This window comes from Amycolatopsis mediterranei (assembly GCF_026017845.1).
In the GTDB taxonomy this organism is placed as follows: Bacteria; Actinomycetota; Actinomycetes; order Mycobacteriales; family Pseudonocardiaceae; genus Amycolatopsis; species Amycolatopsis mediterranei.
In genome coordinates this window covers 1,805,952-1,824,610 of the sequence record NZ_CP100416.1, presented here as the reverse complement: position 1 = coordinate 1,824,610, position 18,659 = coordinate 1,805,952, and the positions used below count along the sequence as shown (strand labels likewise).

Sequence of the window (18,659 nt, the reverse complement as noted above, 5' to 3'; positions counted from 1 at the left end):
CAGCTCAGTCCTCGATCAGCTCGATCGAGTCCACGACGTTCGGGTAGAACGCGACGTGGTCCTTGATCGGCGCGACCGCGTCGTACGGCTTCTCGTACGTCCAGACCGAGTTCTCGCCCTTGACGTCGCCCACGCTCAGCGAGTAGTAGCCGGCCTCGCCCTTGTACGGGCAGTACGTCTCGTGGTCGGTCCGCTCCAGCACCCCGGAGTCGACGTCCGCCAGCGGGATGTACTGGACCGCCGGGTAGGTGGATTCCTGCAGGGTGAGCGCGTTGCGGCTGTCCGCGATCACGCGGCCACCCGCCTTGACCACCACGCGCGCCTTCGTCGGCTCGACGGTGATCGGGTGGTCCGGGCCGGGCTGCAGAACCTGCTTCGCCATTTCAGCTCCCTAAGAGTCCTTTGTACAGACAGCAGCACACCGGAAGCGGTGGTTATTCCGCGATCAGGGCCGGTAGCACCTCGGGTTCACCTCTCGGCACGGCAGAGGAAGGCGACGGGTGACCGCCCGATCCGCGTGAGCACCACCGACGCCTCCGCGCCGCCACGGGGTTTCAGGCGCCGCCGCAGCGCGTCCGGGTCGACGTCGAGGCCTCGCACCAGGATTTCCAGCCGCCCGATGTCGTGCCGCTTGAGAACGGCCTTCAACGCCTTCTCGGTGTACGGCCCGTGCTCCAGGACGCGGAACGCCCGCACCCCCGGTGGCGGGGTGTCACCGGTCAGGTACGCGATGCGTTCGTCCAGCTGCCACAGGCCGTGGCGCGCGGCGTAGTGGCGGACCAGCCCGGCCCGGACGACGGCGCCGTCGGGGTCGACGATCCACTCCCCCGGCTCGTGCGCGGGCAGTTCGTCCGGTTCGGCGTCGGTGACCGTCCACTGTGTCCCGTCCGAGCGCAGCACGGTCGCCCGGCGGGTGACGCCGGTGCCCAGGCCGCGCCAGAGGCAGGATTCACGCACCTGGCCGTCCAGGGACACCAGTTCGACCTCCTCCGCCCACGGCGTGAGCGCGAAGTCGAGGCCGGGAGCGCACTTGATCGCCAGCGGACGCCCCGGGTAGGCCTCGATCAGCCCGTCCAGGGGCGGGGCGAAGTCGGCGGGTTTCCACGCCCGGCGCCCGGCGGAGTCGCGCCGCGCCGGATCGGCGACGACGACTCCGGACCGGCTGACCGGACGCAAGGCGTCGGCGCGCGCGAGTCCGAACGCGACACCCGCGGTGGTTCCGTTGTGCCGGGCCATCTCCAGCCGCACCGGGTCCAGATCGGACCCCAGCGCGTGCCGCGCCACCCGGGCGATTTCGACGAGGTCGGCTCCCACCGAGCAGGTGACGTCGTGGACGTCGAGCCCGGCCAGCCGTGCCGCCCGGTGCCGCGCGACCGGCGTGGCGCTCGCCTGCTGGAGCGCGTCCGAGGTGAACAGCCAGCCGTCCGAATCCACTTTGGACACGGCCTTGCGGCGCAGCAGCACGGTTTCCAGCACCGCGCTCGCGCGTTCCTCGCCGACCAGGCGGCGCACCGCGGCGACGGACGCGATCCGGTCGGTCAGCGGCAGCACCGAGACCTCGGCGAGCGCCGCCACTCCCGCGCCGGAACGCAGGTAGGCGACGTCGCCGAGGCTGAACGAATATCCCAATTCAGGACGGCCGCTTGGTCCCGGTGATCATGACGTTGTAGAACAGCTCGCGCGGCAGGATCTTCGCCAGCACCTTCTTGTCCACGGCGGACAGCCGCAGCCACAGGTGGTAGGCGAACAGCCGCCAGCGCACGGTGAGCTTCTCGGCAGGCACCGCGGCCTCGAACGTCCGGATCGGCCAGCCCGCGAGCGCGGCGGCGAACTCCTCGGTGACCGCGCGGACGTCCTGGGCGCCGGCCCCGCGGGCCCACGCCTCCAGCTCCGACGGGTCGAAGGTGTGGATGTCGACCACGGCTTCGAGCGCGGCGGCGCGCGACGACTCGTCCAGTTCGGACTGCGGACGCCGCCAGCCGCTCAGCACCGGCAGCTTCGTCACCCGGGTCGTCAGGAACCAGGTGAACTGGCCGAGCTTGCGGGCGTAGAAATCGCCGATCTTGGTCGGCTCGCCGGCGAAGACGAACCGGCCGCCCGGCTTGAGCACGCGCAGCACCTCGCGGAACGCCGCCTGGACGTCCGGGATGTGGTGCAGCACCGCGTGCCCGACCACCAGGTCGAAGGTGTTGTCGTCGTAGGGGATGCGCTCGGCGTCGGCGACCCGGCCGTCGACGTCGAGGCCGAGCTTCTCGGCGTTGCGCAGCGCGACCTGGACCATGCCGGGCGAGAGGTCGGTGACCGAGCCCTTCTTGGCAACGCCGCCCTGCATCAGGTTCAGCAGGAAGAAGCCGGTGCCGCTGCCCAGCTCCATCGCGTGCTGGTAGGGCTGGCCGTCCTCGCCCGCGACGGCGTTGAACACGTCGGTGGCGTAGGAGATGCAGCGCTCGTCGTACGAGATCGACCACTTCTCGTCGTAGGTGCCGGCTTCCCAGTCGTGGTAGAGCACGTTCGCGAGCTTGGGGTCGGCGTAGGCGGCCTGGACCTCTTCGGCGGTCGCGTGCGGGTTCGGCGCCGGGTCGTTCACGTCGGTCAAGGCGTCATTTCCCTTCGAAAGTGGCCTTGCCGGGCCCGTTTTCGATGAACGACTTCATGCCGTTCTGCTGGTCTTCGGTCGCCCACAGGGCGGCGAACAGGTGCGACTCGAGCTTGAGCCCGTTCGCCAGGTCGGTGTCGAGGCCGCCGTCGATGGCCGCCTTCGCCGCGCGCAGCGCCACGGCCGGGCCGTTGGCGAACTGGGACGCCCACTTGTGCGCGGCCGCGTAGACGTCGTCCGGGGCGACGACCTGGTCGACGATCCCCAGCTGCAGAGCCTCTTCGGCCTTGACGAACCGTCCGGTGTAGACGATGTCCTTGGTCTTGCTCGGCCCGATCAGCCGGGCCAGGCGCTGGGTGCCGCCCGCGCCGGGGATGACGCCGAGCTGGATCTCGGGCTGGCCGACCTTGACGTTGTCGCCGGCGATCCGGCGGTCCGCGGTCAGCGCCAGTTCGAGGCCGCCACCGAGGGCGTAGCCGGTGATGGCCGCGACGACCGGCTTCGGGATGTTCGCGATGGCCGCGAGGGTGCCGGTGAGGGTCGCGCCGAACTTCGCGATCTCCGGGTACGTGCGGGTGGCCATCTCCTTGATGTCCGCGCCGCCGGCGAAGGTCTTCTCGCCGCCGTAGAGGATCACCGCGCGGACGTCGTCACGCTCGGAGACCTCCTTCGCCAGCTCGGCGAGCTCGGCGGTGACCTGGGCGTTCAGGGCGTTGACCGGCGGGCGGTCGAGCCGGATGGTGCCGACCCCGTCCTTGACCTCGAGGGTTACGAACTCTCCCACGCCACTCCTCCTCGGGTGAACAGCTGCCTTCGCCTCGAACCACTCTTTACCGGTGAGAGGCCATTAAATCGAGCCTACCGGTCGGTAAGGACAGCCTAGCGACGGCGGGCGAAGAAGCGATCGCCGGAACGCTCCAGGACGAGGTCCTGGTCGAACGTCTTGGAGAGGTTTTCGCTGGTGATGACGTCGTCGACCAGGCCGGAGACCACGGCGTGGCCGTCGCGGAGAAGCAGCGCGTGGGTGAACCCCGGCGGGATCTCCTCGACGTGGTGGGTGACCAGCACGAGCGCCGGGGCGTCCGGGTCGAGCGCCAGCTCGGACAGCCGGGCGACCAGGTCCTCGCGGCCACCGAGGTCGAGGCCGGCGGCGGGCTCGTCGAGCAGCAGCATCTCCGGGTCGGTCATCAGCGACCGGGCGATCAGCGCGCGCTTGCGCTCGCCTTCGGACAGCGTGCCGAAGGTGCGGTCCGCCAGGTGCCCGATGCCCATCGCGTCCAGCAGTTCGGTCGCGCGGGCGGTGTCGAGGGTGTCGTATTCCTCGCGCCAGCGGCCGAGCACCGCGTACCCGGCGCTGACCACGACGTCCTTGACCAGCTCGTCGCCCGGCACGCGCTGGGCGATGGCCGCCGAGGTGAAGCCGATGCGGGGGCGCAGGTCGAAGATGTTGACCCGGCCGATCCGCTCCCCGAGCAGGTCGACCTCGCCGGTGGTCGGGTGCAGTTCGGCCGCGGCGAGGCGCAGCAGGGTGGTCTTGCCCGCGCCGTTCGGCCCGAGCACCACCCAGCGCTCGTCCAGTTCCACGGTCCAGTCGAGGCCGGCGAGGAGGTCGTTGGTCCCCCGGCGGACGCCGACACCGGCCATCCGGACCACGAGGTCGTCAAGTTCGCTGGGCTGGATCGGCTCGCTCACGAGGCCCATTCTGTCTGCCGTCGCGCGCGCGTGCGCACCCGCCCGGGTGAGACACCGAACCGGCAGGTCGGAGCGCGTTCCAAGACGTGGAACGCCGCACCGCGGGAGAGCAGGCCCCGGCGCCGTTGTGGCAGGATCGCGGCATGTCGACCGACGCGCCCGTGACCCCGGTGACCCGGGGCTCGTTCTGGCGCCGTCGCACCATCGACCTGCTCCTCGTCGCTTCGGCCGGGTGTACGCGGGCGCGGTTCCGCTGATCCCTCGCGTCCGCTGACGCGTGCGGTACCGCGCTGCCCCGGCGTCCCGAATTCCGACACGTTGCGAGGAGCACCCGCGTTGACCACTTCGATCACCCCTGTCTCCGTCGAGATCCACCCGCAGCTGACCGACCCGCTGCTGCCCGAGCTGCTGCACCCCTCGCGGCTGCTCTGGACGCCGCGCGAGCTGACCGAGCTGACCACCACCGTCACCACCGAGCTGACCGCGGGCCTGCGGGGCATCCTGCGGTTCGACGAGGACCGCCGCTGGTGGGCGCGGCTGGCGCTGACCGACGGCGTCGAGCTGTGGCTGCTGTCGTGGCTGCCCGGCCAGTACACGAAGCCGCACGACCACGGCGGCGCGTCCGGCTCGTTCACCGTCCTGCAGGGTGAACTCGGCGAGGAGTACCGCTACCCGGGCGGCCCGATCCGGCGCCGGACGCACGTCGCCGGCCAAGGCCTCGGCTTCGGCGCCGGCCGCGCCCACCAGGTCACCGGCCTCGGCGACCGGCCCTCGGCGAGCGTCCACGCGTATTCGCCGCCGCTGGTGGCGACGCGGGAGTACGCCACGCTCGCGGACGTTCCGCCGGAAATCCCGCCGCTGCCCGCTATCGTCCGGTCATGAGCGCTGTCGATTCGCTGCTGGCTTCCGCCCGGTCCGGCTTGGCCCGGGTGACGCCCGCCCGGGCCCGCGAACTGCAGGAGGCGGGGGCGCTGCTGGTCGACATCCGGCCGCTGGCGAACCGCCGGGCGGAGGGCGAGATCCCGGGGGCGGTGATCGTCGAGCGGATCCACCTGGAGTGGCGGCTGGCGCCGGACAGCGAGTGGCGGCTGCCTTCGGTGACCCCCGTTGCGACGGTGATCGTGGTGTGCAACGAGGGCTATTCGTCGAGCCTGGCGGCGGCCGACCTGCAGCGGCTCGGCCTGCCCGGCGCGACCGACCTCGAGGGCGGGTTCCGCGCGTGGGCTGCCGCCGGCCTGCCCGTGCAGGCGGGCGGCAGCCCGGCGGTGCCTTAGCAGCCCGCGTTTTCCACGCTGCCGAAGGGGACCGACCGTTTTTCGGCCGACACAGTTCAGCCCGCGAGCGCCGGGGCGATGTGCTTCGTGAACAGGTCGATGCCCGAGCGGTCGTACGCGGCTTCCGGGAAGTTCAGGATCACGTAGGACATGCCGCGCTTGCCCAGGGCGGCGAGGTGCTCGGCGACCTGCTCCGGCGTGCCGACCGTCGGGCCGCTCGCGAAGGTGGCGACCGCGCGCGCGGCCGCCTCCGCCGGCACGTACTTCTCGTAGTGCGCCTTCAGCCAGGCCACCTTCTCCTGGACGTCCTGCTCGGTCTCGCCGAGGACGACGCTGACGTTGCCCGAGCGGACGATCGCGTCGAAGTCGGTGCCGACGTCCTTGCAGTGCGCCGCCAGGATCTCCGACTTGCGGGTGAACATCTCCGGCTCGGGGAAGAAGTTCGTGTACTTCGCGTACTTCGCGGCGATCCGGAGCGTCTTCTTCTCGCCGCCGCCGGCGATCCACAGCGGGAGGCCGCCCTCCTGCAGCGGCAGCGGGCGAAGGATCGCGCCGTCGGTCCGATAGTGCTTGCCGTCCAATGTGGACTTACCGGTGGTCCAGAGGTCGCGCATGATCTGCACGCCCTCCTCGAGCTGGCCGAGCCGCTCACCGGCCGAGGGGAAGCCGTAGCCGTAGGCGCGCCACTCGTGCTCGTACCAGCCGGCACCGATGCCCATCTCCACCCGGCCGCCGGAGATGAGGTCGGCGGTCGCGGCGACCTTCGCCAGGTAGGCGGGGTTGCGGTAGCCCATGCACGTGCACATCTGCCCGAGCCGGATGGTCTCCGTCGCGGCGGCGAACGCCGAGATCAGCGACCACGCCTCGTGCGTGGCCTCCTCGGTGGGGACGGGCACGGTGTGGAAGTGGTCGTAGACCCAGATCGATTCGAAGGGGCCCGCCTCCGCGTGTTTCGCGAGGCCGAGCATGGTCTTCCAGTGGTCCGCGGGGTCGATGCCGGCCAGGTCCAGCCGCCAGCCCTGCGGGACGAACATTCCGAAGCGCATGCCTACAACTTAGCTTTGCTCAGGGTCGGGCGCGCCGTGATTTCCCGGCCGGAGCAGCCGCGCATCAGCCGCCGGCGAGGTGGTCGAGCACCGCGTCGCAGAGATCCTGCAGGTGGCCGCGGTACCCCACGCGATCGACGTCACCGAGCCGCGGGTCGACCGGCTCCCCGGGCTCCGGCCCCGGGGCCGTCCCGCCGCCCCGGACCGGTGGCGGCGTCAGCAGCGGGGGCCCGCCGGCGGCCGGGACCGGCGCGGCCGCCGCCTCGGCGTGCCCGGGCAGCACCGGCCGCAGTGCGGCGAGTTCGGCGGACGCCTCCCGGCAGGCGGCTTCCGCCACCCCGGCCGCTTCGACCCGCTGGACCTCCAGCCGGGCCAAGCCGTCCGACAGCGGCTCGTGCCGGCGTCGTTCGCCCAGCTCCGCCAGGGTCTCGGCGTAGTCGTCCAGCGCCCGGGACGCCTGGTGGTGGGCGTCCGCGGCCGAGCGCAGCTGCCTCGCCACGCGTCCCCGCGTTTCGGTGAACGCCTCGTGCGCGGCCCCCGCCCAGCCTTCCGGGAGGAGCAGCCGCAGCTCGGTGTCCAGCTCGTCGAACATCCGTGCCAGCGCGCCGAGCCGGGCCGCCTCGCCCCGGAGCAGGTTGACCGTGCCGGGATCCCAGGTCACGTCGACCGCCCGCTCAGCCGAGCCCGGCCGGGCCGGACGGCTCCGGCGCACCGATCAGGCCGACCGCGTCGTGGACGTCGGCGTCGTGTGCGGCATAGAGCCGCGCGGCCTGCTCGAGGCGCGCACCGAGCTCGCGCGCGTCGCCGAGCAGCAGCCCGGCGGCGCGCGTGGAGGCGTCCTGGAGTTCGCCGAGGGCGCCGGCGAGCAGCACGTCACCGGCGTGCTCGGCCTTGGCCGCGTACCGCAGCTCGGGGCACGCCGCGGACTCGGCCGCCAGTGCGCCGAACCGGCGACCGGCGGCGCCGAGCAGCACGGGATCGGCTTCGAAGCCGTTCATCGGGGGACCGTCCTCCTGGGTCAGTTCGGGAAGCCGCGCACCAGCTCGGCGAGCAGCGACAGCGGGAGTGAAAAGGCGCGCTCGGCCCCGGTTCCCCGGCTGCTGCTGGGGTTGACGAGCAGCCCGGCGGCCGCGCGGTGGGCCGTCCTGGCCAGCTCCCGCCCGGTGCCGCTGCGGGACAGGGGCCACGGGCATCCGACGGTGCCGCGGTACTCCTCCAGCGCACCCTGGTCGCCGAAGACGCACAGCCAAGCGCCCCGCGCGCCGAGGTCGACGACGATGGGCTCGTGACCGGCGTCGGCCGGCGCGCACCAGAGCCGGTCCAGGAACCACCGGACGACCGCGGCCGAGTCCAGGTGGAAGCTCTCGATGGGGCTGCCGGGGACGGTCCGGACGCCACCCGCGAACCGGCTCTCCGCCTCCCGGATGTCGGGCTCGGCGAGCGGTCGCTTGGCGGTCCGGAGGCTGACGAACAGCTCGTCCCGGAACGGCCGGAGATCGCGCTGGAAGCTGCGGGCCGAACGGCCGAGCAAGTTCTCCAGGCGGGCCGCCAGGTTCCGGTCCAGCGGCACCGGCTCGATGTTGTAGGCCACGTGCACGAGCCGCTCCAGCTTCGGCTCGGGCTCGACCATCGACCGGAGCACTTCCATCAAGCGCAGGTAGACGACGGCACAGACGCGCTGCGCGGGATCGGTGTCCCGGACACCCCAGAATTCCCGCAGTTCGGGACCGAGCGCTTCGCGGAGGCCGGGAACCCGGACACCCGCATTCTTGTGCAGCTTGCCCACCGCATTCTCGACGCGCACGCGAGCAGCGGGTTCGATTCCCCCCGCCGGCCGGACCTGCCCGGTCATCGTCCTCCCCTGCCGCCACCAGAATGGAGCAGCATCATAAAGGACAGCCGATCGGGCAAGGCAAGGTCATTGCTTTCGCGTGTCACCTGCGCAAGTCGTTCCCCACCAGCGCTTTTGCCAGATTGTGGACAGATTTGTGACACTTTCCCGCCCGCTTCCCGCCACGAAGTCGACAAAGGCGTTCACCGGTCCGCAAACCGTACGGTCGTCCTTGACTTTTTTATGGCGAAATCGCAGATCAGCGCACCGCGAATCGATCAACACCCGTACGTTGATTTCGACGGCTCATTCCCGACGGGCCGGTCGACAACGGGAGGACCACAGTGGAACCGATCTTGATCGCGATTTTGGCCTTCCTGGTCGGCAGCCTGACGACGGCGCGCCTGACGGCGTGGCTGCCGCGGCAGAAGGAAGCCGGCCACCGGATCGCCGAGCTCGATGCCCGGCTGCGGGCCGTCGAGTACGCCTGCCACACCCGGCCGGTGCTGCCGCCACCGCCGCGCGGACGTGGCTGGTGACCTCAGGCCAGGACGACCCGCGCCAGCTCGGCCGGGGTCGCCAGCAGGCCGTGCCTCGGCAGCACCCGGACGGTGTACCCGATCGAGCCCGGCCGCGGCAGCTTCACGCGGGCCGCGAACGCCCCGACTCCGTCGCCGGTCATCGGGACCGTCACCGGGTCGCGCAGCTCGTCGTCGTCGCCCACCCGGCCGACCACCGCCTGGATGTCCACTTCGGACGGATCGAGGCCGGCCAGGTCGATGCGGGCCCGGATCGTCACCTCGGTGCCCACCACCAGGGGCTCGGTCGCCTCGACCAGCAGCTCCGAGTCGAAGATGCGCAGCCGCGGCCACGACACCTCGAGCTTCGTGCGGTAGTCCGCCAGCGACAGCGCGCCGCGGTAGCCGTCACCGGTGGCCGCGGCGACCGTGCGGGCGGCCGGCAGGTAACCGTTGTCGACGTACTCACGGACCATCCGGGACGCCTGCACCCGCGGGCCGAGCGTTTCCAGCGTGTGCCACACCATCGACAGCCAGCCCGTGGGCACGCCGTCGGGCGAGCGGTCGTAGAACAGCGGCGCGATCTGCTGGCCGAGCAGCTCGTACAGCGCCGCGGCCTCGAGGTCGTCGCGGCGCAGCGGGTCGGCAACGCCGTCGGCGGTGGGGATCGCCCAGCCGTTGCTGCCGTCGTAGCACTCGTCCCACCAGCCGTCGCGGATGGACAGGTTCAAGCCGCCGTTCAACGCCGACTTCATCCCCGACGTCCCGCACGCCTCCAGCGGCCGCACGGGGTTGTTCAGCCAGACGTCGCAGCCGCGGTAGAGGTAGCGGGCCATCGACATGTCGTAGTCGGGCAGGAAGACGATCCGGTGCCGCACGTCCGCGCCGTCGACGAACCGGACGATCTGCTGGATCAGCTGCTTGCCGTTCTCGTCGGCCGGGTGCGACTTGCCGGCGACGACGACCTGGATCGGCCGCTGTTCGTGCAGCAGCAGCGTCCGCAGCCGGTCGGGGTCGCGCAGCATCAGCGTCAGCCGCTTGTACGTCGGGACGCGGCGGGCGAACCCGACGGTCAGCACGTCGGGGTCGAAGACCGAGTCGACCCAGCCCAGCTCCAGCGGGGAAGCGCCGCGCTGCAGCCACGCCGCGCGCACCCGGCGCCGCACCTCGTGCACCAGCTTTTCGCGCAGCTCGCGCCGCAGCTCCCACAGCTGGGCGTCGGAGACGCCGTCGCGCAGCGGCCCCTCGCCGACGTCGAGGCCCCATTCGCGGCCGAGCAGCGTGCTCAGCTCGCGCGCCACCCACGTCGGGCCGTGCACGCCGTTCGTCACCGACGAGATGGGCACCTCGTCGTGGTCGAACCCGGGCCACAGCCGGGAGAACATCTTGCGCGTGACGCGTCCGTGCAGCTGAGAGACGCCGTTCGCGCGCTGGGCCAGCCGCAGGCCCATGTGCGCCATGTTGAACAGGCCGGGGTTGTCTTCGGCGCCGAGCGCGAGCACGCGCCGCGGGTCGATGTCGGGCACCAGGCGGCCGTCGGCGAAGTAGCGCTGCACCAGGTCCACCGGGAACCGGTCGATGCCCGCGCTGACCGGCGTGTGCGTGGTGAACAGCGTCCCGGCGCGGACCGCGGGCATGGCCTCGTCGAACGCGAGGCCGTCGGCCTGGACGATCTCTCGCGCGCGCTCCAGCCCCAGGAAGCCCGCGTGCCCCTCGTTCGTGTGGAACACCATCGGCTGCGGGTGCCCGGTGATCTCGCAGTACTTCCGCACCGCGCGGAACCCGCCGATGCCGGCCAGGATCTCCTGCCGCAGCCGGTGGTCGGCGTCGCCGCCGTAGAGCCGGTCGGTGACGCCGCGCAGGTCTTCGTCGTTGGCCTCGGTGTCGGTGTCGAGCAGCAGCAGGGGCACGCGCCCGACGCGGGCCTGCCAGATCTGCGCGCACAGCTCGCGCCCGCCCGGCATCGCGACGCCGATCAGCACCGGCCGCCCGCCCACCGTCAGCAGCTCCAGCGGGAAGGCGTTCGGGTCGATCACCGGGTAGTGCTCGACCTGCCAGCCGTCGAGCGACAGCGACTGCCGGAAGTAGCCGTTGCGGTAGAGCAGCCCGACGCCGACCATCGGCACGCCCAGGTCGGACGCGGCCTTGAGGTGGTCGCCGGCCAGCACGCCCAGGCCGCCGGAGTAGTTCGGCAGCGCTTCGGTGACTCCGAACTCCATCGAGAAGTAGGCGACCGCGGACGGCAGGCCGTCGTCTTCCCGGCGCTGGTACCAGCGCGGCTCCGACAGGTACTTCTCCAGGTCCTCGGCCGCGGCACGGGCGCGCGCGAGGAAGCTGTCGTCGACGGCGAGCTCGTCGAGCCGCGCCGGCGGCAGCGCGGTGAGCATCCGCAGCGGGTCGCGCACGGCGTTGAAGAGCTCGGCGTCCATCGACGCGAACAGGTCGCGCGTCGGCGGGTGCCACGTCCAGCGCAGGTTGGTGGCCAGCGCGCCCAGGCCGGACAGGGAATCCGGGAGGCTGGCGCGGACGGTGAACCGGCGGACTGCACGCATGGGAAGCGACGATATCGGGCCGCGGGCTCCCCTGCGCAGGGAGGACTTCGGGGATAACGTGCGCGGCCCGCGAATGCCCTGGGTAGGGTCCTGCGCATCCGTACGGGTGGGCACGAGAGCGAGTGGAACAGATGATCCCAGGGGGAGGACGGCGCGCGCTGGTCGCGCTGCTCGCGGTCGCGGCGGTCGCCGTGAGCGGGTGCGCCGGCAAGGGCGGTTCGGGGCCGATCGAGGACACCGGCGCGGGCGCCGTCGCCGGGCTGCCGGTGACGCACTTCGAGAGCGGCCTCAAGCCGGACGCGCCGACGCCGAGCCTGAACGTCCGCAACGCCCGAGGCGGCGAAGACGACAAGCTCGCCACCGCCGCGATCGACGACGTCCAGACCTATTGGGGCGAGATGCTGCCGTCGAACTTCGGCAAGCAGTTCGAGCCGGTCAAGTCCCTGCTGTCCTACGACGCGCAGACCGACACCGAGAAGACCGGCTGCGGCAGCGTGAAGAAGCTCGTGAACGCGTTCTACTGCCCGGTCGACGACTCGGTGGCGTGGGACCGCGGCGTGCTGCTGCCGATGCTGCGCCAGCGGTTCGGCCCGATGTCGGTGGTCGTGGTGCTCGCGCACGAGTTCGGCCACGCCGTCCAGTACCGGCTCGGCGACAAGGCGGGGATCGCCGAGAACACCCCGACCGTGGTCAAGGAGCAGCAGGCCGACTGCTTCGCCGGCGGCTACTTCCGCTGGGTTGCCGAGGACAAGAGCAAGTACTACCGCGTCTCGACGTCCGAAGGCCTGAACCAGGTGATGGCGTCGATGTTCCTGATCCGCGACCAGGCCGGCACCAGCGCCGCCGACAAGGGCGCGCACGGCACGGCGTTCGACCGCACGTTCGCCTTCCAGGCCGGGTTCGAGAAGGGCCCCAAGGAATGCGCGGCGATGACGGCCGCCAACGTCAAGGCCCGGCTCACCGAGCGCCCGTTCGACAAGGGCGATCAGGGCAAGGGCGACGCGAAGTTCACCGCGCAGACCGTCGCGCTGCTGAAGAAGAGCCTCGACGAGGCGTTCAAGGGCGCCGGGGTGGCCGCGCCGGAGATCTCCGACGGCGGCAGCTGCCAGACCACGCCGCCGGCGTCGTACTGCCCGGCCGACAACACCGTGAGCATCGACCTGGCCAAGCTGGCCCAGCTCGCCCAGCCGATCGACCGCGACGCCGAGATGAAGGGCGAGGACCCGGGCGGGATGGGTGACTTCGCGGCGTTCTCGGAGGTCGCGGCCCGCTACGCGCTGGGCATCCAGAAGGGCGTCGGCGCGTCGATCGACAACGCGAACGCGGGCCTGCGCACGGCCTGCCTGGTCGGCGCCTGGGCCGCGTTCACCAACCGCCCGGGCGACCTGCGGCTGTCGGCGGGCGACCTCGACGAGGCCATCGCGGACCTGCTGCAGCCGGAGAGCCTGGTGTCCGCGGACGTCAACGGCAAGCGCCCGGACAGCGGTTTCGACCGGGTCGAGGCACTGCGTCGCGGGTACCTCGAAGGCTCGCCGGTCTGCTCGAAGCAGTACGCCTGAGCACTCCGTGAAAAGGGCCCCCACCGCGCGGTGGGGGCCCTTTTTCGTGGCGGCTAGAACAGAGCGCTCGCCAAGTCGCGGCGGGCCTTCATCACCCGGTCGTCGGCCGGGTCGAACAGGTCGAACAGGGCCACCAGGTGCTCGCGGACCCGGTTGCGGTCCTCGCCCGCCGTGCGGCGGACCGCGTCGATCAGGCGCTTGAAGCCCGCCTCGACGTCGTTCTCGGCGATGTCCAGGTCGGCCGCGTCGAGCTGGGCCGCCAGGTCCGACGGGTCCGCGTCCGCTTTGGCGCGCGCGTCCGGGTCGGCGCTTTCGGCGCGGGCGGTGAACTTGACCTGGGCCAGGGCGTTCTTCGCCAGCTCGTTCGCCGGTTCGACGTCGAGGATGCGCTCGTACGCGGCCTGCGCGGCCGCGAAGTCGCCCCGCTCGAAGGCCTCTTCCGCCTCGGTGAAGCGCGGGTCCTCCGGCTCCTCGACCGGGCCGCCGGCCGCCTCCGCGTCGCGGATGCCCGGCAGCTTGTCGCGCAAGGCGTCCAGGAGCGCGTTGATCCACTTGCGGATCTCGGGCTCGGGAAGCGCGCCGGAGAAGGCGTCAACCGGCTGGCCGCCGGCGATCGCGACGATCGTCGGGATGGACTGCGCGCCAAACAACTGCGCGATCCGCGGGTTGGCGTCGACGTCGACCTTCGCCACGACCCACGCGCCACCGGACTCGGCGGCCATCCGCTCCAGGACCGGGGACAGCTGCTTGCACGGGCCGCACCACTCGGCCCACAGGTCGACGACCACGAGCTGGTGCAGGGACCGTTCCACGACCTCGGCCTGGAAGGTGGCCTCGGTGACATCGATCACGGCATCGCCCGAGGCGGGCCGCGGCGGCCCGTCGCCACCGGCCGGGCCGGCGGGCGGGGCCGGCTGCCGTTGCGCCGCTTCGGCGCGGGCCTTGAGCGCGGACAGGTCGACCGCGCCGGAGAGGGCGGCGGACAGGGCCGCTGACTTCGCTGCAGATCCGCGTGGTTGTGTCACGCTTCCATCCTGGCACGCGCGCCGGAGAAGTTTCACGGGTCCCCGGGCCCGTCCGCTTGGCAGGACGGCACCGCTGGGGCAGGCTCGGCCGGGTGCACATCCGGCGAGACGTGAAGGTGGGCCTGTCGGTCGCGGCCGCCCTCGTCTGGATCGGCGCGGTGACGCTGCTCATCGTGCACCAGCCGGACCCGGGCGCGGCCACCCCCGCCGAGCTGCGCGACCGGCTCGCCTCGGCGCTCTCCGGCCACGACGCGGACGCCTTCGCCGACCTCCTCGACTACCCGGGCTCGGGCGGCGGCGACTTCGCGAAGGACTACGTCTCGGTGCTGGCCGACCGCGGGGTCCACGCCGTGCACGTGGACCTGGGCCCGGACGCGGCCGCCCCGACCCGCGCGACGGTCTCCGGCGCCCTCGGCGACGGTCAGCCGTTCAGCTACCCGCTGACGGTGACGAGCGAGGACGGCCGCTGGACGATCGCCTTCACCCCGCCCCTCCCCTGAACAGCCGGCACGCTTACCCGGAGAGTCGGACGGTGAGCCGACCGTTCCGGTGCGCGAGCCGACCGGTGGGATACGCGAGCAGGCCGTTCCGGTACGTCAGGACTCGCGGAGGTGGGCTTCGACGCGGTCCACCTTGGCCTCGAGCTGGCCTTCGAAGCCGGGCCGGATGTCCGCTTTCAGGACCAGGCCGACGCGCGCCGAGCCCGCCCCCGCGGCCTCGACCGCGCGCTTGACGACGTCCATCACCTCGTCCCACTCGCCCTCGATGTTGGTGAACATCGCGTTGGTCGAGTTGGGCAGCCCGGACTCGCGGACGACCTTCACCGCGCGGGCCACGGCCTCGCTCACCCCGCCGTCGGGGTCCCCGCCGGACGGGCTCACGCTGAACGCGACGATCATGCTCGGAAGTCCCTTCTTCGGTGGTCATTTCCGCCAGTCGTGCGACACCCGCCGGTACCCGCTGGTAACTTCGCGTGTCATGAACCGTCCGCTGCCGTTCGACCCGATCGCCCGCGCGGCCCGGATCTGGGAGGACCGGATCGGGCCCTCCGGGACCATGGCCGCGGTGACCGGGGTGATGCGGGTCCAGCAGATCATCCAGTCCGCGGTGGACGGCGCGCTCAAGCCGCACGGCTTGACCTTCGCCCGGTACGAAGCACTGGTGCTGCTCACCTTCGCCCGCAGCGCCAGCCTGCCGATGCGGGTGATGGGCGAGCGGCTCCAGCTGCACCCCACCAGTGTCACCAACATAGTGGACCGCCTGGAGCGCGACGGGCTCGTCAAGCGGGTCCCGCACCCGACGGACCGCCGCACCACGCTGGTGGAGATCACCACCGAGGGCCGGGCGCGCCGCGAGGCCGCGACCGAGGCCGTCACCGCGATCGACTTCGGGCTGAGCGGGCTGACCGAGCGGCAGACCGAGCAGCTGACGGACCTGCTGACCAAGGTGCGCCGCGCCGCCGGGGACTTCAGCGAGTAAGTGTCCGGACGCGGACCGTCCACACGCGAACGCAAGAGAAAAGGCCCGCGCCGGAAGCGCGGGCCTTTCTCACGTTCTGGGAATCAGGCGGCGACGGGTTCCTTCACCTGGAACAGGCCGACACCGCCGTGGGACAGCCGCTGCGGGCCGTCGAGCTTGCCGTTGCGCAGCGCCCACTTCTCGAACAGCCACGTGAACAGCGGCGGGATGCTCGCGAGCAGCGCCAGGACCAGCGTCTTCGGGCGCCAGCCGAGCGGCTTCGCGACGGACAGGGAGACGACCACGTAGAGGACGAAGATCACGCCGTGCACCATGCCGAGGACGGGCACGCCGCCCTCGTGAGAGGAGTGGACGACGTACTTGAGGAACATCCCGACAAGCAGCGCCGCCCAGGAAAGGGCTTCGGCGACTGCGGCCACGCGGAAAACTAGAGCGGCCTTGCTGGACACTTCTTCCTCCTGTGGGGTCTCACCACGTTGTTCATGGCATCAAGCTGTGCGCACAAAAAAGCCGTCCGACACACCGTCCAAGGCGGACTGCCTGTGGACGTCAACGGCGCTGTCGGACGTGCTGATACCCAGTGTGAGGCGTGACGGCGCTCACCGGAACACCGGGGCCCGTGACCCTGCTCACGGCCGTGGTCCACAGTGGTCTGGACCACGGCCGTGAGCGTCGGACGGCTACCCCGCGCAGGGCGAAGCCGGGGCGGACGAAGGTGACGTCCCCCACTTCGCCGTCGCGTCCGTGGTGAGCCCGAAGTCCAGCGTCGTCCCGCGCTTCAGCTGGTCCACGTTGACGTACACGCGGTCACTCGGCGTCGAGCCGACCTTCAGCCCCGAGACGTACTGCAGCTTCGAGCCGTCCGCACCGGGCGCCTTGATCGTGACGTCGCGCCCGTTCTCCAGGTGCAGCACGGACTTCGCGAACCGCGGCGCGTTCAGCACGAAATTCCCGGTACCTGGGACGGCGGGGTAGAGCCCGAGCGCGCTGAAGACGTACCAGGCCGACATGGTGCCCAGGTCGTCGTTCCCGGTGACGCCGTTGGGCGCGTTCGTGAACAACGTGTGCGCCGCCCGCACGACCGTCGACGTCTTCGACGGCTGCCCGGCGAGCGCGTACATCCACGGCGAGTGCAGGTCCGGCTCGTTGTTGGGGTTGTAGCGGAACTGGTCGTAGTAGTCGTACGGGCCGACGACCCAGTTCTCGCGCACCGCCGTCGCCGGGTCCTTCACCAGTTCGTCGTAGGCGAAGAAGTCGTCGAGGCGCTTGCCGGTGGCCGCCGGGCCGCCCATCCGCTGCACCAGGCCCGGCACGTCCTGCTGCACGAGCCACTGGTACTGCCAGGCCGTGCCCTCGTGGAAGCCGTCCTGGCTCTGCGGGCTGTACGGCTTGTCGGCCGGCGAGAACCACGCACCGCCGAGGACCTTCGGCCGGAAGAAGCCGGTGAAGCCCCGGTCGGCTTGGGTGGCATCCCACAGCGTCCGGTAGGTCCGGCCCTTCGCGGCCAGCGCCGCCGCGTCGTCCTTCTTGCCGAGCGCGGCCGCCATGACCGAGAGCGAACAGTCACCGAGCGCGTACTCCAGGGTGGCCGAAGCGCCGTGGTTCGGGTCGGTGTCCTGGCCCTTCTTCGGGAAGTCCGGGTCGTACTGGACGAACCCGTCCTTCTGGTAGCTCGCGTTGCCCGAGCGGCCCTGGAACGGCGACGCGGCGGGCGGGATCTCGCGCGAGTTCTGCAGCAGGGCCTGGTAGGCGTGCATCTCCTCGCCCGACAAGGCGCCGAAGCGCCAGAGGTCGACGAGGAAGGGCGTGACCGGGTCGCCGGTCATCGTGTTCGTCTCCTGGCTCGCGTACGCCCACCGCGGCAGCCAGCCGCCCTGGTCGTGGATGGCCAGGATGCTCTTCGCGATGTCCCTCGCCCGGCTCGGCCGCAGCAGCGCCAGGAGCTGGTTCTGCGAGCGGTAGGTGTCCCACAGCGAGAAGAAGTCGTAGTAGGTCCAGCCGACCGCGCGGTGGATCTTCTTGTCGAAGCCGTAGTAGCGGCCGTCGGCGTCGTTCGCCGTCAGCGGCTGCAGCAACGCGTGGTAGAGCGAGGTGTAGAACACCGTGCGGTCGTCCGGCGTGCCGCCCTTGATGTCCACAGTGGACAGCTCGCGGCGCCAGGCGCGCTGCACGTCGGCCTTGGCCGCGTCGAACGACCGGATGTGCTCCGAGGCCAGGTTGCCCCGCGCGCCGGCCGCGTCCACCTGGGAGATCGCGGTGGTCGCGGTGACCTGCCCGCCGCCGGCGAAGGTCAGCCACGCGCCGCGCAGGCCCGCACCGCCTTCGGAGGCGCGGGAGCCGGGCGTGCCGCCGGTCGGCGACCACGTGCCGAACGCCGTGAACGGCTTGTCGAACTTCGTGGTGAAGTACGTCGTGTACGCCTTGCCGCCGCAGAACGCCTGCGACTCCACGGTGCCCTCGACGGTCCGGTCGTCGACGACGCGGATGCTGCTGCCCGTCACCGGTTCCTTGTCATTCGCCTGCCCGACGTTGACGAAGACGTTGGCATCACCCGGCTTCGCGAACGTGTACCGCTCGACACCGGCCCTCGTCGCCGCGGTCGTCTCGACGTCGACGCCGCCGTAGCCGGTCAGGTGCACCTTGTAGTAGCCGGGCTTCCCCACTTCGCCGTCGTGGGTGAACGGCGAGGCGTACTGCTTCTGGTCGAAAGTGGCCGCTTTCGCCGTGTCGAACGCCTTGCCCGGCCCCACCTCCCCGGTCGTCGGCAGCGTAGAGACCAGGCCGCCCTGCTCCCAGCAGCCCGCGCCGGAGAGGAAGAAGTGCCCGAACCCGCGGATCGCGGTGTCGGTGTAGCGGTAGCCCGCGTAGTGCGAGGTGATCGGGCTGACCTGCGTCATCCCGAACGGCGCCGAGGCGCCCGGGAACGTGTTGCCCTCGTCCTGCGTGCCGATGAACGTGTTGACGGCGTCGAGGGCGTCCCCGCCGGACGCCGAGGCGACGGCCGGACTCACCCCCGTCGCCACCACGGCGAGCGCCAGCGCGCCCGCCAGTACCTTGCTCTTCACCAAACCAGCCTCCGGAAAAAGG

Annotated in this window: 20 protein-coding genes; 6 read left to right on the top strand and 14 right to left on the bottom strand. The window is 71.5% G+C overall.

The genetic code is table 11. The features are described from left to right. Window positions 1-4 precede the first annotated feature (4 nt). The 5 genes from ISP_RS08705 to ISP_RS08685 all read right to left on the bottom strand — a co-directional run bounded on the left by ISP_RS08705 (window position 5) and on the right by ISP_RS08685 (window position 4,297). Window positions 5-382 carry a DUF427 domain-containing protein gene (locus ISP_RS08705; protein ID WP_013223515.1) on the bottom strand — a complete coding sequence of 126 codons (378 nt, stop codon included), beginning with the start codon at window positions 380-382 and terminating at the stop codon, window positions 5-7. An 86-nt stretch (window positions 383-468) separates the two neighbouring features. Beyond that, entirely contained in the window at window positions 469-1,629 is a 1,161-nt protein-coding gene (locus ISP_RS08700) for a class I SAM-dependent methyltransferase (protein ID WP_013223514.1), read from the bottom strand. 1 nt (window position 1,630) lies between these two features. Next, window positions 1,631-2,596, bottom strand: a complete 966-nt coding sequence (locus ISP_RS08695; protein ID WP_013223513.1) for a class I SAM-dependent methyltransferase — start codon at window positions 2,594-2,596, stop codon at window positions 1,631-1,633. 4 nt (window positions 2,597-2,600) lie between these two features. Further along, window positions 2,601-3,380: an enoyl-CoA hydratase/isomerase family protein gene (locus ISP_RS08690; RefSeq protein WP_013223512.1), complete on the bottom strand. Its 780-nt coding sequence runs from the start codon at window positions 3,378-3,380 to the stop codon at window positions 2,601-2,603. A gap of 95 nt (window positions 3,381-3,475) precedes the next feature. Next, window positions 3,476-4,297 (bottom strand): ABC transporter ATP-binding protein, encoded by an 822-nt coding sequence (locus tag ISP_RS08685; protein ID WP_034284427.1) that lies wholly within the window; start codon window positions 4,295-4,297, stop codon window positions 3,476-3,478. A gap of 327 nt (window positions 4,298-4,624) precedes the next feature. On the opposite strand from ISP_RS08685, the gene ISP_RS08680 reads away from it, so the two are divergent. Then, on the top strand, window positions 4,625-5,170 hold the full coding sequence (locus ISP_RS08680; RefSeq protein ID WP_013223510.1) for a cysteine dioxygenase: 546 nt from the start codon (window positions 4,625-4,627) through the stop codon (window positions 5,168-5,170). Then, entirely contained in the window at window positions 5,167-5,562 is a 396-nt protein-coding gene (locus tag ISP_RS08675) for a rhodanese-like domain-containing protein (protein ID WP_013223509.1), read from the top strand. The genes ISP_RS08680 and ISP_RS08675 overlap by 4 nt, the downstream gene beginning before the upstream one ends. A gap of 56 nt (window positions 5,563-5,618) precedes the next feature. Here the strand turns inward: ISP_RS08675 and ISP_RS08670 are convergent, their stop codons facing one another. The 4 genes from ISP_RS08670 to ISP_RS08655 all read right to left on the bottom strand — a co-directional run bounded on the left by ISP_RS08670 (window position 5,619) and on the right by ISP_RS08655 (window position 8,412). Next, window positions 5,619-6,608, bottom strand: a complete 990-nt coding sequence (locus ISP_RS08670) for an LLM class F420-dependent oxidoreductase (protein ID WP_013223508.1) — start codon at window positions 6,606-6,608, stop codon at window positions 5,619-5,621. Between the two features lie 64 nt (window positions 6,609-6,672). Next, the gene (locus ISP_RS08665) at window positions 6,673-7,269 is read right to left on the bottom strand and encodes a putative T7SS-secreted protein (RefSeq protein WP_013223507.1); all 597 of its coding nucleotides are present in this window, start codon (window positions 7,267-7,269) and stop codon (window positions 6,673-6,675) included. A gap of 13 nt (window positions 7,270-7,282) precedes the next feature. Further along, window positions 7,283-7,606 carry a hypothetical protein gene (locus tag ISP_RS08660; RefSeq protein ID WP_013223506.1) on the bottom strand — a complete coding sequence of 108 codons (324 nt, stop codon included), beginning with the start codon at window positions 7,604-7,606 and terminating at the stop codon, window positions 7,283-7,285. A 20-nt stretch (window positions 7,607-7,626) separates the two neighbouring features. After that, window positions 7,627-8,412 carry a hypothetical protein gene (locus ISP_RS08655; RefSeq protein WP_013223505.1) on the bottom strand — a complete coding sequence of 262 codons (786 nt, stop codon included), beginning with the start codon at window positions 8,410-8,412 and terminating at the stop codon, window positions 7,627-7,629. A 371-nt stretch (window positions 8,413-8,783) separates the two neighbouring features. Between ISP_RS08655 and ISP_RS08650 the strand changes: the two genes are divergently transcribed. Continuing rightward, on the top strand, window positions 8,784-8,978 hold the full coding sequence (locus ISP_RS08650) for a hypothetical protein (RefSeq protein WP_013223504.1): 195 nt from the start codon (window positions 8,784-8,786) through the stop codon (window positions 8,976-8,978). 2 nt (window positions 8,979-8,980) lie between these two features. Here the strand turns inward: ISP_RS08650 and glgP are convergent, their stop codons facing one another. Beyond that, window positions 8,981-11,509 (bottom strand): alpha-glucan family phosphorylase, encoded by a 2,529-nt coding sequence (glgP, locus tag ISP_RS08645; protein WP_013223503.1) that lies wholly within the window; start codon window positions 11,507-11,509, stop codon window positions 8,981-8,983. A gap of 131 nt (window positions 11,510-11,640) precedes the next feature. Here glgP and ISP_RS08640 point away from each other — a divergent pair, with 131 nt between their 5' ends. Beyond that, window positions 11,641-13,068, top strand: a complete 1,428-nt coding sequence (locus ISP_RS08640) for a neutral zinc metallopeptidase (RefSeq protein ID WP_034284439.1) — start codon at window positions 11,641-11,643, stop codon at window positions 13,066-13,068. A 53-nt stretch (window positions 13,069-13,121) separates the two neighbouring features. Here ISP_RS08640 and ISP_RS08635 read toward each other — a convergent pair whose 3' ends face one another. Then, window positions 13,122-14,093 (bottom strand): tetratricopeptide repeat protein, encoded by a 972-nt coding sequence (locus tag ISP_RS08635; protein WP_013223501.1) that lies wholly within the window; start codon window positions 14,091-14,093, stop codon window positions 13,122-13,124. A gap of 92 nt (window positions 14,094-14,185) precedes the next feature. Here ISP_RS08635 and ISP_RS08630 point away from each other — a divergent pair, with 92 nt between their 5' ends. Beyond that, window positions 14,186-14,593, top strand: coding sequence for a hypothetical protein (locus ISP_RS08630; RefSeq protein WP_013223500.1), 408 nt, complete (start codon window positions 14,186-14,188; stop codon window positions 14,591-14,593). A gap of 96 nt (window positions 14,594-14,689) precedes the next feature. Here the strand turns inward: ISP_RS08630 and ISP_RS08625 are convergent, their stop codons facing one another. Then, window positions 14,690-14,992 (bottom strand): thiamine-binding protein, encoded by a 303-nt coding sequence (locus ISP_RS08625; RefSeq protein ID WP_013223499.1) that lies wholly within the window; start codon window positions 14,990-14,992, stop codon window positions 14,690-14,692. A 79-nt stretch (window positions 14,993-15,071) separates the two neighbouring features. Here ISP_RS08625 and ISP_RS08620 point away from each other — a divergent pair, with 79 nt between their 5' ends. After that, window positions 15,072-15,572, top strand: a complete 501-nt coding sequence (locus ISP_RS08620) for a MarR family winged helix-turn-helix transcriptional regulator (RefSeq protein WP_013223498.1) — start codon at window positions 15,072-15,074, stop codon at window positions 15,570-15,572. An 83-nt stretch (window positions 15,573-15,655) separates the two neighbouring features. Here ISP_RS08620 and ISP_RS08615 read toward each other — a convergent pair whose 3' ends face one another. Next, window positions 15,656-16,021 (bottom strand): DUF3817 domain-containing protein, encoded by a 366-nt coding sequence (locus tag ISP_RS08615; RefSeq protein ID WP_013223497.1) that lies wholly within the window; start codon window positions 16,019-16,021, stop codon window positions 15,656-15,658. Between the two features lie 231 nt (window positions 16,022-16,252). After that, a complete protein-coding gene (locus tag ISP_RS08610; protein WP_013223496.1) occupies window positions 16,253-18,640 on the bottom strand; it encodes a GH92 family glycosyl hydrolase in 2,388 nt (795 codons plus the stop codon). Between the last annotated feature and the right edge of the window lie 19 nt (window positions 18,641-18,659).

What these genes read in the sequence shown, in the direction of transcription:
- ISP_RS08705 (WP_013223515.1), bottom strand. Translation starts at nt 382, where the DNA reads ATGGCGAAGCAGGTTCTGCAGCCCGGCCCGGACCACCCGATCACCGTC.
- ISP_RS08685 (WP_034284427.1), bottom strand. Translation starts at nt 4,297, where the DNA reads ATGGGCCTCGTGAGCGAGCCGATCCAGCCCAGCGAACTTGACGACCTC.
- ISP_RS08675 (WP_013223509.1), top strand. Translation starts at nt 5,167, where the DNA reads ATGAGCGCTGTCGATTCGCTGCTGGCTTCCGCCCGGTCCGGCTTGGCC.
- ISP_RS08670 (WP_013223508.1), bottom strand. Translation starts at nt 6,608, where the DNA reads ATGCGCTTCGGAATGTTCGTCCCGCAGGGCTGGCGGCTGGACCTGGCC.
- ISP_RS08660 (WP_013223506.1), bottom strand. Translation starts at nt 7,606, where the DNA reads ATGAACGGCTTCGAAGCCGATCCCGTGCTGCTCGGCGCCGCCGGTCGC.
- glgP (WP_013223503.1), bottom strand. Translation starts at nt 11,509, where the DNA reads ATGCGTGCAGTCCGCCGGTTCACCGTCCGCGCCAGCCTCCCGGATTCC.
- ISP_RS08640 (WP_034284439.1), top strand. Translation starts at nt 11,641, where the DNA reads ATGATCCCAGGGGGAGGACGGCGCGCGCTGGTCGCGCTGCTCGCGGTC.
- ISP_RS08625 (WP_013223499.1), bottom strand. Translation starts at nt 14,992, where the DNA reads ATGATCGTCGCGTTCAGCGTGAGCCCGTCCGGCGGGGACCCCGACGGC.
- ISP_RS08620 (WP_013223498.1), top strand. Translation starts at nt 15,072, where the DNA reads ATGAACCGTCCGCTGCCGTTCGACCCGATCGCCCGCGCGGCCCGGATC.